8 protein-coding genes are annotated in these 13,574 nt (G+C 59.7%); 1 reads left to right on the top strand and 7 read right to left on the bottom strand.

All coding sequences use genetic code 11. The features are described from left to right. Positions 1-63 precede the first annotated feature (63 nt). Positions 64-7,791 carry an SPM autocatalytic domain-containing protein gene (locus B0E49_RS15175; RefSeq protein ID WP_077563055.1) on the bottom strand — a complete coding sequence of 2,576 codons (7,728 nt, stop codon included), beginning with the start codon at positions 7,789-7,791 and terminating at the stop codon, positions 64-66. 184 nt (positions 7,792-7,975) lie between these two features. On the opposite strand from B0E49_RS15175, the gene B0E49_RS20290 reads away from it, so the two are divergent. Then, positions 7,976-8,428, top strand: a complete 453-nt coding sequence (locus B0E49_RS20290; RefSeq protein ID WP_144264584.1) for a hypothetical protein — start codon at positions 7,976-7,978, stop codon at positions 8,426-8,428. Positions 8,429-9,061: 633 nt separating this feature from the next. Here the strand turns inward: B0E49_RS20290 and B0E49_RS20295 are convergent. From B0E49_RS20295 to B0E49_RS15200, 6 genes are all read right to left on the bottom strand, one after another. Next, a complete protein-coding gene (locus tag B0E49_RS20295; protein WP_144264585.1) occupies positions 9,062-9,601 on the bottom strand; it encodes a hypothetical protein in 540 nt (179 codons plus the stop codon). A 216-nt stretch (positions 9,602-9,817) separates the two neighbouring features. Continuing rightward, positions 9,818-10,291, bottom strand: coding sequence for a hypothetical protein (locus tag B0E49_RS15180; protein WP_077563056.1), 474 nt, complete (start codon positions 10,289-10,291; stop codon positions 9,818-9,820). After that, positions 10,288-10,839, bottom strand: coding sequence for a DUF6817 domain-containing protein (locus B0E49_RS15185; protein ID WP_144264586.1), 552 nt, complete (start codon positions 10,837-10,839; stop codon positions 10,288-10,290). Before B0E49_RS15185 ends, B0E49_RS15180 begins: the two co-directional genes overlap by 4 nt. 59 nt (positions 10,840-10,898) lie before the next feature. Continuing rightward, entirely contained in the window at positions 10,899-11,522 is a 624-nt protein-coding gene (locus B0E49_RS15190; protein ID WP_144264587.1) for a 2OG-Fe(II) oxygenase, read from the bottom strand. Positions 11,523-11,551: 29 nt separating this feature from the next. Further along, on the bottom strand, positions 11,552-12,625 hold the full coding sequence (locus B0E49_RS15195; RefSeq protein ID WP_077563059.1) for a hypothetical protein: 1,074 nt from the start codon (positions 12,623-12,625) through the stop codon (positions 11,552-11,554). A 256-nt stretch (positions 12,626-12,881) separates the two neighbouring features. Beyond that, a complete protein-coding gene (locus B0E49_RS15200; protein WP_077563060.1) occupies positions 12,882-13,559 on the bottom strand; it encodes a response regulator transcription factor in 678 nt (225 codons plus the stop codon). Positions 13,560-13,574: the final 15 nt, after the last annotated feature.

A 13,574-nucleotide genomic window follows, 5' to 3' on the forward strand; every position in this document is an offset into this window, starting at 1 on the left:
GGGCGGCGCGCAGGACACGCCCCCTGCTGCGCCCGCGACGCCGCTGCATCGGGAGTTACATGCTCAGTGCCAGTTCGCCGCCAGCATCGGCGCCAGCGCCGTCTGCTCCTGCGCGGTGTAGCTAAGCTGGCCCACCGTGGGCGGGGCGAACGCGGCCATGGCCTGCACCAGCGCATTCACGTTGGCGGCGGCCAGCGTCTGGCCGCTTGAGAGTTCGATGCCTTGCAGCCCGTTGGAGCAGTTCGCATACCAGCCATCGATGGTCATCTGGTCGCTCGTGCCCAGGATGGTGATGTCCAGGTTGATGCCGTCCTGGCGGAACCAGAGCTGATCGGTGCTCACGCCGGCCGAGATATCCAGGGTGTCATTGCCCGCAAAAGCCTGGACATGGTCCACGCCTTGGCCGGGCCCCCAAGTGTAGGTGTCACTGTCACTGGCCGACGTACTCGTGTAGTTGGTGCCGAAGCTGCCGTCCGATTGACTCCAGCTGTCAACGGAGGAGCCGTCGGACTGAGTTAGGTTGTGAGTGTTATAGGTGCTGCCATCGGTGTAGGTCTCAGTAAAGTTCGACTCGGTGGCACCATTGGCGAGAGTCGTGATGTCCCAGGTATCGGTGTAGCCATCAGTGACCATGGCGCTGCTGCCGGTCACTTCGCTGGTGGCGGCGTCCAGCGTGTTGGTGCCGTAGCTGCCATCGGACCGGGTCCAGTTCTCCACGTAAGAGCCGTCGGCTTGCGCGACCGTGTCTTTGGAATAGTCCTCGTAGTAGCTGCTGCTGCCGGTATTCGTGTCGCTCACCTTCAATTCTGTGGCGCCGTTGGCAAGTTTGGTGATGTCTGTGGACTCGCTATAGCCGTCGCCCGTCGCTGTACTGATAGTGACCTCGCCGGTGGCCGCATTCAGCGTGTTGGTGCCGTAGCTGCCACCGGGCTCAGCCCAGTTATCGGGCTCAGTCCAGTTCTCCACGTAAGAGCCATCGGCTTGCGTCACCACATCGAAGCTGAAGGCTTGACCGTAGCGATCGACGCCGACGCCCGTGCCGGTGCCGGTGCCATCCGCGTTGTAGGTGTCACTGCCGTGCCCGCCCCAATCCTGCCACACATCGCTCGTCTTGCTGCCATTGGCGTCAAAAAGGGTCTCGGTGCTGGCGCCCTGGGCGTCGTTGATCGTGATGCCAGAGCTGCCGTCAGCGTTGGTTGTGGTGACGATGCTGGAGCCGTCGCTGGAATTGCGGCTCGTGCTGACCTGCGAGCCGTCTGTCTGGCTCGCGGTGGTCGTGGTCACATAGGCGTCGCCGCTGCTCCAGGCGAGCGCCAAAAGCTTGCCATTGGGGGCAGCATAGCTCTCGGTGGTTACGTCTCCCTCACCGTCGTTGGAGTTGCTGATGAAACTGCCATCTGCATTTGTGATCGTATCTATGCTGGCGCCGTTCGCGGCGAGGAAGTAGCTGTCGGAGGTGCCATCGGCCTTGTACACGCCTTGCAGCACGCCGCTGGCACTGTAACTGCTGCTGGTGGAGTCGCCCAGGGCGTCAGTAACGGAGCTGCCATAGATGCCGTCGGCTTCGACGTACGTATCGCGGCTCGAGCCGTCAACGTTATAAACGTTCGCGCCGGACGAGCCATCGCTGTGGACCCATGTGTCCGACGCCAACAGACCTGTGGCGCCATAGATATATGTCTCGACATAGCCCTGACCATCATTGCTGGTGCTCGAGCCGGAACCATCAGCGTTATAGACATCGGCTCCAGATGAGCCATCGCTACCGGCCCATGAGTCCGACGTCAACAAACCTGTGGCGCTGTAATAGTCCGTTTCAACAATTTCAGCATTGTCTTCATCGTAATTGGTCGTGCTCGACCTGGAGCCGTCGGCATTGAACGTGTCGCTGCCATACGCTCCCCAACTGGCGGTCCAGGTATCGCTGAGTTTGGTGCCGCTGCCGTCGAGCCCCGAATAGGCCGTCGTCGTAACCGTGCCCGCGTTCGTGATTTGCACGGTCGAGCCCAGCCCATTGCCGCTGGCATCAAAACGGTCGGTGATCAGGCCGTCCGCGCTCGCGGTGTAGGTGCTATAGCTGCCGTCGGCGTTGTGGATGTCACCGCTCCTGGAGCCATCGGCATTGAAGGTGTCGCTTCCCGAGGTGTCGTTTGGATTGGTCCAAGTGTCGCCCAAGGCCGTGCCGGTGCCATCGGGGCCTGAGTAGGACGTGATGGTCACGGTGCCCGAGGCATCGATCGTCAGGATGGTCGAGCCGCCAGTGGACTGGCTGGTGCTCGTGCCCGCGACATACTGAGTCATGGCATCGGCGGCATTCGCGTAGCCTCCCACGATGCGGACACTGCCACCGGTCATCCCTTCGGTGATCAGCAAATCGGCCCCGCTTTGGCTAAAGATCAGGCTGTCGGCCGCCACCGTCGACGCAAAGTACAGCGTATCGTTACCGCCGTTGTTGACGATGGTGTCGTTGCCGATACCGACGTGCAGGGCATTCGTGCCGGTGCCGTTGGTCAAGGTGTTGTTGCCATCGCCCACCGTGATGGTGTTCTGGCCATTGCCAACCTGGATCTGGCTGTTGCCATTTCCCGTCGTGATCGCGTTGGCTCCATTGCCGGCGCCGATCTGATCATTGCCTTGACCCATGCCGACATGGTTGTCGCCATCGCCCAGTTGAATCGTATCAACCGCGCCGGCAATGTCCGCGGCCGTCACGTTGTTGCTGCCTGCCCCCAAGGCAACGCTGTTGGAGCTAGCGCCGAGCTCGACGGTGTCGTTGCCATTACCGCCGCCAACCGTGTTGGCACCGTTGCCAGCCGTGATGTCGTCATCGCCTTGGCCGACGATGATGGTGTTGGCGCCGCTACCCACGCCGATGGTGTCCGCGACGCCGGCCGCGTCCGCGGCTGTGACCTCGTTGTCGCCGTTGCCCAGGGCAACGTGGTCCTGGCCGGAGCCCAGGCGCACGGTGTTGGATCCGTCGCCCGCCAGCACGATGTTCGACCCGTTGCCCAAGACCACGCTGTTGCCGTTGCCGTTGGCGCTCAGATCGATCCGGCTGTTTCCATCGCCCAGGGCGATGCTGGCCGCGCCGTTGGCATTTCCGGCAAGCTTGATGTCGCCGTCGCCGCCGGCAACGGTGCTTTGGCCGCTGCCGAGCTGCACCGTGTCGGCGGCATTGAACAGCTGGAAGCTGTCGTTGCCGGTTTCGCCGATCAGCGTGTTGTCGCCGCTGCCGGCGATCAACGTGTCGTCGCCCGAATTGGCCTGGATCTGGACGCCGATCCCGTTGCCGGTCAGCGTGATGTCGCCGCTACCGGTCCCCGTCAGGTATTGCACGTTGGCCGGCGCCGCGTAGCTCACGCTGGTCAGGATCGTGTTGGTATTGCCTGCCGCCTGCGCCTGCACAACGTCGGCGGCGTTGTTGACCACGAAGGTGTCGTTGCCTGAGCCGCCCACCAGCGTGGCGACCCCACTGCCCACCACCAGGGTGTCGTCGGCATCATTGGCCATCAGGGTGGCGCCGTCCTGGCTGCCGCCGGTGAGGGTCAGGGCCGCGTGGCCGGTGCCGATCAGGTTTTCTACATTGCCGGGCAGCGTGTAGCTCACGCTGGTTTTGACGGTGTCGGTACCGGCGTTGGCCGCTTCAATGACCACGGTGGCGGCATTGCTGACGATATAGGTGTCATCGCCCAAGCCGCCTATCAGGGTGGCGGCACCGCCGCTGTCGGCCAGGGTGTCGTTGCCCGCGCCGCCGGCCAGGGTGTCGGCCGCGCCGTTTCCGATGATCTGGTCGCCCTCATCGTTGCCTGCCAGGGTCAGCGCCGCATTGCCTGTGCCCCACAAGATCTGCTGATTGGCGCCTAGGGTCCAGTTGACGCCGGCCCGAACCGTATTGACGCCCGCCGTGGTGCCCGCGACAGGTGCGGCCACCGTGATGGTGTCCAGCGTATCGTTCACCGTGAACGTGTTGCTGCCGGTGCCGGCGGTCATGTCGGCACGGCCGCCGCCGTCGGTGAAGAAGTTGTTGCCGTCGCCCGCGATCAACTCGTTGTAGCCGACGCCGCCCACCAGCGTGTTGTCTCCATCCTGCGCAGAGATCACGCTATTGCCGGTGCCTGCATAGATGGTGTTGTTGCCTTGCCCGGCCATGATGACATCGTTGCCGCTGCCGCCCACGATCATGTTGTTGCCGGCACCTGTGACCACCGTCTTGTGGCCGGCCCCAAAGAAGACGGTGTTGTTGCCATTGCCAACCACCACCACATCCTCGCCATCGCCACTGCTGATGGTGTTGCTGCCGTTTCCGGCCAGGATGATGTCGTTGTCGGCGCCGGTCTCGATGACGTTGTTGCCATTACCCGCCTGAATGTTGTTGTCGCCGACATCGCCCAGGATCAGGTTGTTGCCATCGCCGTACACCATCGGCGTACTGGTGCTCGTGGTGGCCCGCTGTGCCACGGAAGTCGTGCCGTCGGGGTTGGTCACCAATACGTTGCTGGAAATCGGCAGCGTCACATCGGCCATCTGGCCGGTCGTGCCGTCGGCGTAGGTGAAGGTCGCGACGGTATCGATCACGACACCGTTGCTGACGGAGAACTCGTTGGTGCTGGATAGATCAATGGACGTGATGCCCAGGGACGACAGGCTCTGGAATTCGCCCGACTCGGATATCCCATCCTGGTTGGTGTCCACCCACACTCCCAGTTTGGACCACATGGCGTCCTGGCTGTTGATCACTCCATCGTGGTTGGAGTCGAACGCGCCCAGGCCCTGCAGACTGTTGAGTGCGCCCGGCAGATCGCCCTGGAAGTCGATCTGGCTGCTGTCGTGCACGATGCCGTCGCCATACTTGTCAAAGGCCAGCACGCCATTGCCGCCGCCAAACCAGGCTGTCTGGTGGCGCAGCCCGTCGCTCGCGCTACGGAAGAAGACGTTGGAGTCGTTGACCGAGGTGAAATGGAACCCAGTCTTGTTCAGATCGAGAACCAGGGGGTCGCCGCCGCCATCACCGCCGCCATCGCCGCCATCGGCGTCGGCGTCGCTGTCATCATCGCCGCCATCGCTGCCACCGCCAGTTCCCGTTGGCGCGGGCGGCAGCGCTGCCGCGACCGTGTACCGGGCGCTGCCGCCTTGCGGGTCGGTGACTTGCACCACGAAGGCGTCATTGCCGCCGATGGCCTGGCCCCCGGTATAGGTCCAGTTTCCATTGCCATCCACCGTGGCAATGCCGCCGTGGTTGCCTTGGGTCACCACGCTCCAGGTCAAGTCGCTGACGGGATAGTCCTGGTCCGTGACGGATAAGGTGCCCGCGTCGGGGTTGGTCTGGTAGGCCACGGGCGCACTACGGTACGAGTAGGGGCCGGTGCCATTGGGATTTGCATAACCGGTGCCGGGCTGATACAGGGTCGTCACCGTAGTGGTGTCGCCGGTGTCGGGATTGGCGACTATCGAAACTTGATAGCCATAGATCGGGATTTGCTGCAGAGCATCCCCCGTGATCACAGGGGGATGGTCCACTTGCGCTACCGTGACCTGCACGTGCGCCGTGGCCTGCCCGTAGGCCCCGGCATCCACCGTGTAGTCGAATCCCGCCGTGCCAGCGAAACCAGTGGTGGGCGTAAACGTCACGGTGCCGGCATTGGCATCGAAGCTCACGGTGCCGTCCTGCGCGTTCTGCACCCCCGTGACCCGCAGCACCGCATTGGGTGCGTTGCTCACGCTGTCGGTGTCCAGCAGGCCCTGCACCGTGCTGCCGTTGCCGCGCACCGCGATGACCGCGGGCACGTCCTCGTTTGTGGTGAAGCCCACCTCGTTGGCCTGCAGAGTGTTCAGGTTATTTAGCCGGGTGACGTCGAGCGTCGTTTGACCGTTGGTGGTCGCCAGCTGGATGCCATTGGGCTCAGCGGTATAGCTGGCGCCCAGGGTGTCGGCCTGCAGGTTCAGGGTGCCCATCTGGTGCACGTTGCCGTTAGCTGTGGTGTAGGTGCCCAGCGCGTAGTTCAGGCTGGTGACGCCCAGGCTTGCCAGGCTGTGGTATTCGCCCGACTGCATCACGCCGTCGCCGTTGGCGTCAATCCAGACGCCAAGCTGGGCAAACACCGGATCGCTGCCGTTGATGACGCCATTGCCGTTGGCGTCATAGGTGGCCAGACTGGCCACGCCGCGGTAGCTGCCGGCCACTTGCGAGTCGCTGAACATGTCCTGGCCGTTGTCGATGGCACCGTTCATGTTCTCGTCGAGTACCAGAAAACCGTCGGTGTTGTTCAGCCATGCGGTCTGATGCAGGTAATGCGGGTCGGTCACCCCGGTGAGGTTGGCATCCAGGTTATCGGTGCCGTCCACGTTGAACTGCACGTTGCTGCCCGCCAGCGCCGTGGTGGCCAGGCCACCTCCGAAGTTGAGGGCAATCGGGTTCCAGGTTTCCGTGGTTGCGCCGGTGGGCAGCGGCGCTGCCAGGTGCCCCAGGTTGGCCGCGCGCTCGGTTTCGGTCAGACCCGCATTGCTCAAATTGTTGGCTGCCTGCATCTCGGCCGTTTGCACCTCCCATTCGGGCGCGATGGCTTGCAGCGCCAGTGCGTTGGTGGTGTAGTAGGCCCCCAGCGTCTGGAAGTAGCTGGCATTGCCCTGGTAGGTGCCGGTGGCGCTACCGCTGGTGTTGAAATACAGGCCGGGGTTGAGTTCCTGGCCCGTGACGGGGTCCACGGTAGTGACGTGGAATTGATTGCCGCTGAAGCTCAGGGCGCCCATGCGCTCAGGGATGAGGCCCAGCTGCAGGCCCGGCTGTCCCAGGCTGTTGTATTGCGCAACGATGCCCGTCAATCCGCTCATCGCGCTGGCCAGCGCGTTGTAGGCCGTGGCGTCGCCACCCTGCCCACCAGTATCCGAGATTTTGATGGTACCGCTGGCTGCGTCCCACTGGACCGAGGCGTCGCCCCATGGGGGTGGGGGACTGCTAAACAAATCTCCAAATACCGCTCCCACGATGGAGCCGATAGCCTCTCCCAGCGGTCCGGCGACTGCAAAACCTATTCCCTCGGCGATGGCTCCGACGTAGTTGCCGTTTTCCAGCGCCTGCGCAATGCTCAGGAATGGACTGACGTCCGCAATGTCGCCGATGACGTCGGAAGCACCGCTGAGTGCCGTATCTTCTCCCACGCTATCAATAAATCCATCCTCAGCAGCAACCTGGACCGCACTCAAGGTTGCATCAGCGGTGTATCCCAGGCTCTCGGCATAAATACTGGCCGCACCATCGACGGCATAGGCCGCGGAGCTGACGACGCCAAGGGTATTGCCTTGCTTGAGGGCGGTCTCGAAACCTACCAGATCACCCAGGACGCCCAATCCCGAGGCTGCGTAGCCCAAGTCGGAGGTAGCACCCCCTTGAACAATAGTATTGGCCAGGCTCAGACCACTGGCAACGGCGGGCAAGGTGACTTGGCCGGCTTGTATGGCCTGGATGATGGTGATGGCGTCGCCGGTTTCATTGACGGCCGTGCCGAGATCGGCCAACGCCAGCTGACTATTGACCGGCTGCGGAATGCCATCGGCACTGGTTTGGGTGACGCTGAGCGTGCCGTTGGGGTTTTGCGCGGTGGCCGAACTCAGCAGGGAGTCGGTATAGCTGCCGTCGTCGGGATTGACGGTACGCTGGCCGGTGGCGGTGATGGTGCCAGTGCCGTCTTCATTGACGATGTTGTAGGTGTTGGGGATTATCTGGCCGTACGTGAGGCTGCCGACGGTGTTATCAATGGCTGCGGTGACAGTGCTGGTGCCGGTTGGGTTGCCCAAAGTGTCAAAGGTGGTGACGGTTTGGACATTGGGGTCGGTTGGGTTACCGTAGTCTGTTTGGGTAGTGACGCCGCTATCGGGATTGTGTGCAACTTGAGAGAGCAATTGACCTGAACCGTCGGTCACAATCGCGGAAATTCCGTTGGCGCCAGTGCTGATCTGGCTACCAGCGACAACACTGACCGTGACCCCAAGAAGATTCACTGTATTGGTATCAGTAACCGTGAGGTTTGCACCTGCGCCAACGATAATTGTGTTACCGCTACCGGCGATCGTTGCGCTTGCGAGGGGGGCTAGGGTGATATTAGCATTTGCCAAATTAAGCGAAGCACCTTGGCCTGAGATCGTAACGCTATTAATTGATTCATCAGTTGTCTCTGTACCCGTACTATTATTAATAACAAACCCAGTTGCAGTATTGGAAACAACGTTACTGAACGTGCATTGTGAGCCGCTAGGATTAAAATTAACCGTGGTAACTGTTGTTTCTCCAATTTCAGAGTCAACATACGTATTCGTTTGGCTTATGAGAATAGTTTTACTAGCATCCGTATATTTTTCAACAAGAGTTGCACCATTACCAGCAGTTCCCCATATTGATGTAACTACAGTGCCATCCTCAGAAGTTATTACTTGATCGGGTGCGTTGCTGGCCACCACCTTAACTTCTGACAAAGTAATATTAGAAGAAACATCGTCAACAAACATTTTATTAAATAGACCTTGAGCAGCATTAATGCCATCAGAAAGGCCCTGACTTATCAAACCAGCACCTCCAAGTATGACGGCGACTGTTCCAGCAGTAGCGGCGAGAGCAAGGGCCTCCGGCAACGCAATAGTTCCAACACCAGCTATTATTACAGTTGATAAGCCACTCGCTTCTGCTGCCGCAATTCCGGTAAGTAACCCACCAGCGATAAGTTCATAAAAATCGCTCCCAAGGTTTATCCATATAGAAGAAGAAATTATGCCGTTGTTATCATGATAGCTTGCCACAGCCTCGTTCAAGTCTGCATAAGCTGTTAATCCGAGACCTCCCAATCCCGTTGCTCCGCCAATTGTGTCTGAAAAAAGTTTCAGAGCGGCACCCAAAGTCGCACTTATTTGGACACTATTGCCAATATTGGAAATACTAAAACTGTTGGATGATGTAGCAACATTATTAACATTTTCGCCTGTTGCAATGGCGTTGATTAAATTGTTTGCGGCGGCAACGCCTTCAACAGTTTCCGTATTTACAGATGACATTTTTAGCTCCAACTTTTTCAGTTTAAAGTTTCTCGATGCGATTAATGCTAAGCATTGATAGCAAAAAAATAAATAGATTTAAAACAGTTGAATCCAGCAAAAATCCAGGGTTTGAATCAATTCGGTAATCAAACAAAGCCCTATCAAAAGAAAGCTCAACCCCTTGATTTACTTCTATTTTCCATATTTTTCGAACAGGATTTAATTGACTCGTCCACAAATAAGCAATTGGTTTATCTTTAAATTGCTCCACTAGGTTCAAAATATTTTCTGAATTATTAAAATTACGAGGTTTTTCAGTGTATTGATCTTCGCCTTTCAGTGGTATAAATTTAATCAGCGAGTAATTCCGCGACATCACTCTCTTCATTACATATGGCCCAGATCGAACGAGCTGATCTTCTCGTGGAACAATTGAATCACCAAATCTATAGTTGGCAAAATATCCAGATTGAACTGTCGCCATCCAAAAGGTTCCAATCGCAAGAAATAAAAATAACGCTGCTATTTTATTTTTCCGCCAAGAGGTGTTTATTTCAATATTGAAATTGAATATTCTCATGTTGATTTCTTCGAAACTGCGCATAAATTGAAAGAGGCGTGCTTTTCCCCGCTTGCGCTCTCAATTTCATAAATCTGTTAGTGGTCAAAATCGCAGCCAAACGCGAATAGCTAATCGATTTAGTGACGGCAATGTTGACAGTGATTTGAAAGTGCAAAGCCAAGCCTGCGCTATAGATGTCAGTGGATTCAGGCCGAAATTCCATAGCATATGCTTTCACTTCCTCTGTACCCACATCGCATGCACCCCGCCCACAGCAGGCATATCAAGTTTCCCGAACAGCTTGCCCGTATAAGCTTCGTTTGCCCCAAACCGGTTGGCCATTGAGATCTCCCCCACTTCGCGGTTCCCGGCCCAGCGTTTGAATCCCGCCATCATTTTCATGGCCGCGGGCGTTCCCCGTTTGGTGGGCAGCACATACAGATAGTCGATCTGCGCCATGAAGTCATTGGCAAAGGAATACTGGTGAGCGGTTGCGAGCAATAGCCCGCACAGTGGCGCATCCGACGCTGCGTCTTGCGTGGCCACGATCACGCAATACTGCTTGTTGGGGATAGCATTCTCCAGGTATGTCCACACCCGGCTGGCGCTGAACACCATCCAGGCGTAACGGCTTTGCACGTGCATCTGGCGGCCCAATTCAATGAGCGCGGGAATGTCGCCCGGCTGGGCAAACCGGACCTCGCTCATGCATTGACCTCCTGCTCTGCGAGTTGGCGGGCCCAGCCTTCACGCAGGGCAGCGGTGGCGGAGGCGCTCAAGGCGCCCGGTCGATCGATCGCCGTGCAATAGAGCTCGCGCAAAGCGCTGCCCCAACTGCCCTGCTCGATCAGATTCGCCGTTTCGATTTCCGCCAAGGCCTGGATTTGCTGGGAGGTGGCGCACAGTGGCGCCCGGGTCAACCCAGCCCGGTCGCACCGGGCCGCCAATTCGGCGTCCGCTTGGCCCTTGCGCAGAGCCTGCAAGATGGCCCCTGGCCGGTCGATCGCGCAGAAGAGCCAGGCCAGCGCCTCGGCTTCCCGGCCGATCGCCGCCTGCAACTCGGGCCTTTGGTCTGGTGCCAAGCTCTGGCGCTGGAACGCATTGGTGCCATAGATGCTGTGGAATAGCCCCGCCAGACAGACTGCAGTTGGCTGGCGCCAATCCTCCAGCAGGCTGTAAGTGCCCAGCAGATGATCGAACAGGGTCCGCCCGCTGTGGGCGGCCTGCAGGGCGCCGCTGCGCTGAAGCAGATGCATGACCGGATCCGGCAGCGACGCCTTGCGAGCGTAGGCAAGGTAAGCTTGACACAGCTGCATCAGTGCTGCTCCCCATCCGCGTTGCTTGCACTGCCTGCCAGTTGTGTCTTGATCACCAGAGACACCCGCAGCTCGTTGCAGTCGCGCCCCGGTGCCCGCGCGCAGTGCGGGATGGCGCCGTGGAAGGTGACGGCGCGCCCCGGGCGCGGGAACACGCTGGTCAATATGTCGCTCTCGTCACGGTTGTAGAACACGGTGTCGCCGGCCCAGTTCTGATGCCACACGGGATGGGCGTAGTACACGGTGGAGAAGTAGTTCTCGGTGTCTTTGTTGTCCTGGTGCACGTAGCCTTCCACGCCAAAGGTATGGCTGTTCAGGTAGGCCCGGACCGGCTCATGGCCTTTGAGCGGACCGTGCTGCAGCAGCTTGAACAGGGCGTAAGCGGCAGAAAATTGCTGGTTGGCGGCCAGTTCCGCCTCGCAGTTGGCGCGGCTGTTGCCGTCGCCGCCGGCAATGTGGGCATGCCAGTAGCAGTAGCGGTCACGCCGGTTGTTGGAGCGCCAGCCGTATTTCCAGATGGGCTGGCGCGCTAGCTCCGACACGGCCTGCTGCAAAGGCAGCGGCGCGAAGTCGTCGGTCACGAGCAGTTGACCTAGATGGGTCGGGAAGGCTTTGATTTGCATGAGATGCGAATGGCCCGGGAGCGCCGTAGTCAGAACGTGATAGCGCCGTCGAGGCTGCTGGAAGCCGCCTTGTTCAGCCGAATCTGGAAGTTTTGGGTGTAGTTCGTGGTGGTCGTGCCGGAGACGGTGACCTTGTAGGCGCTGCCGCCCAGCACGGTACCGTCCTTGATCAATTGGCCGGCATAGACGTTGCCGTTCAGCTCGTAGTAGGTGCGGTACGCGTTGGTCGTGACATTGGGCCGGGGGCTGGCTGCCACGTAGGTGGTGATGCCATTGATGCTAGAAACGCCACCATTGGACAGCGTATACGTGACCGCATCAGCGCTTGAAACAATGCCGCCGGCCGTCATGAGCGCGGCAATGGTGGCCCCCGTGGCCACGGGACTCGGGCTGGTGCCATACGTCGTGGCGGCGTAGTCTGTCACTTCATAGGTATCGCCGATGCTGGTGGCGGTGTATTCCACATAGGCCGCACCCGCTGCCCAGCTGGCCGTGCCGCTCAGCAGCGTCGGATTGAAGAACAGCGCGTTGAAATAGTGCGCAAGATCGGCCGGCGCTGCGTTCACCAGGCCAGTCAACGGCACGTTGGTAAAGCCCGTGCGCAGTTGACTTTGAACGGTGGTCACGCCATCGGCGGCCAGCGAGTCGACCCTGATGCCGGCCCCCTGGTAACTGACGGTGTCCGTGGGTGGATTGGCGGCGGCAATGATTTGTCCGTTCAGCAGATACCGGGTCGTTGCCGTATTGGCGGGCAACGCCAAGGTGTTGGAGACCGAGGCCCAAGCTGAGTTCTGGACTTTCTGCGGGCCGCTGGTGAGCGGGGAATTGGTTAAACCGGCACTCGATGTCAGCAGGTAGTTAGTGCCGCTCACGGGAGTGCCTGCATTGGGCAAGAGCCAAGTGTGCCCATAGGAAGCGCTGGGCGACAAATTCAAGCTTTCGTAGATGGCTTGATCGGCGCTGAGTTGGGGGGCCGCGGAGGGGCTGCCACTGCCTCCACCTTGCGGCGCCACGCCTGCTGAATCGCCGCCGCCGCAGGCGGCCAGGATGCCCACGAAACTTGCCAGTACGATCTTGCCCAGGTTGCGGAGAAAAGAGCGCATGAAATTCCTTGTCGTTGAATGGCTCGTTGTTCGAGGCAATTAAAGTCTCGCCCGTTTCTCTCAAGTTACACAGTTCGACCCTGTCGGATACGACAGGTTTGGCGAAAAAAAGTCGGGCAAAAGTACAAAAAATGAGAAAAAGGCCACACCCGGCGCGTGTTGCATTGGCCAGAAAGTTCACAAATGGAACCCGGATTTGGAGGGCTTGATCGTGCAGCGGTATCCGCTCGGCACTCCCTCCTGCGACGGCGGTCCGCTAAATGATGCCCAGCATCTGTGCGCGGCGCGCGGCTGCAATCGTGTTGGGGGCGCCAAGCTTTGCAATCACGTGCGACAGGTGCATTCGCACGCTTCTCTCGGTACAGCCCAGCTTCTTCGCTGTCTGGACGGCGGTCAAACCATCGAAGGCGGCCTGGAGACAGTCGACTTCCCTGGGGGTAAGGATGGCACGTTCGGCCAAAAGAGCCGTCTTGAGTTGATCCCACATCGACATCAGCGCCCACAGGGCGACGCCGAGCTGTTCGCTCTCGAACCCGTCTGCCATGCTGAACAGGAGGCATTCGATGGCCACGCCCATAGGGAACCGGATCCGGATCAACGAGTTGTAGCCATTCTTCAGCATCCACTTGGGCCAGCCCAGCATGGCCAGCTGCGGATCGCTCCTGCGATGCCACTGAACCGGCGGCGGCAATTCGTTTTGGCGCTCCAAGGGCTCATCCATGCGCCCGTCGAAGCTGCCGAGCTGGGCATGAAGGCCGGCCGGATAGGCGGCAACCACGGTTTTGGATGGTGAGTGGACATCCGTCGCCACGATGGCCGCCGACGCGATGCGCGACGCCCGCAGACCGGCCACGAGCGTGCCGAGCAGGGCCGATGCGCCCGGCTCTGCCGCCGGCGATGTCGGCTCCCTGCACGGCGCGAGTCTCTGGCTCATTTGCAACTCTCGCGT

Origin of the sequence: Polaromonas sp. C04, from assembly GCF_002002705.1 — a bacterium.
Classification (GTDB): Bacteria; Pseudomonadota; Gammaproteobacteria; order Burkholderiales; family Burkholderiaceae_C; genus Rhodoferax_A.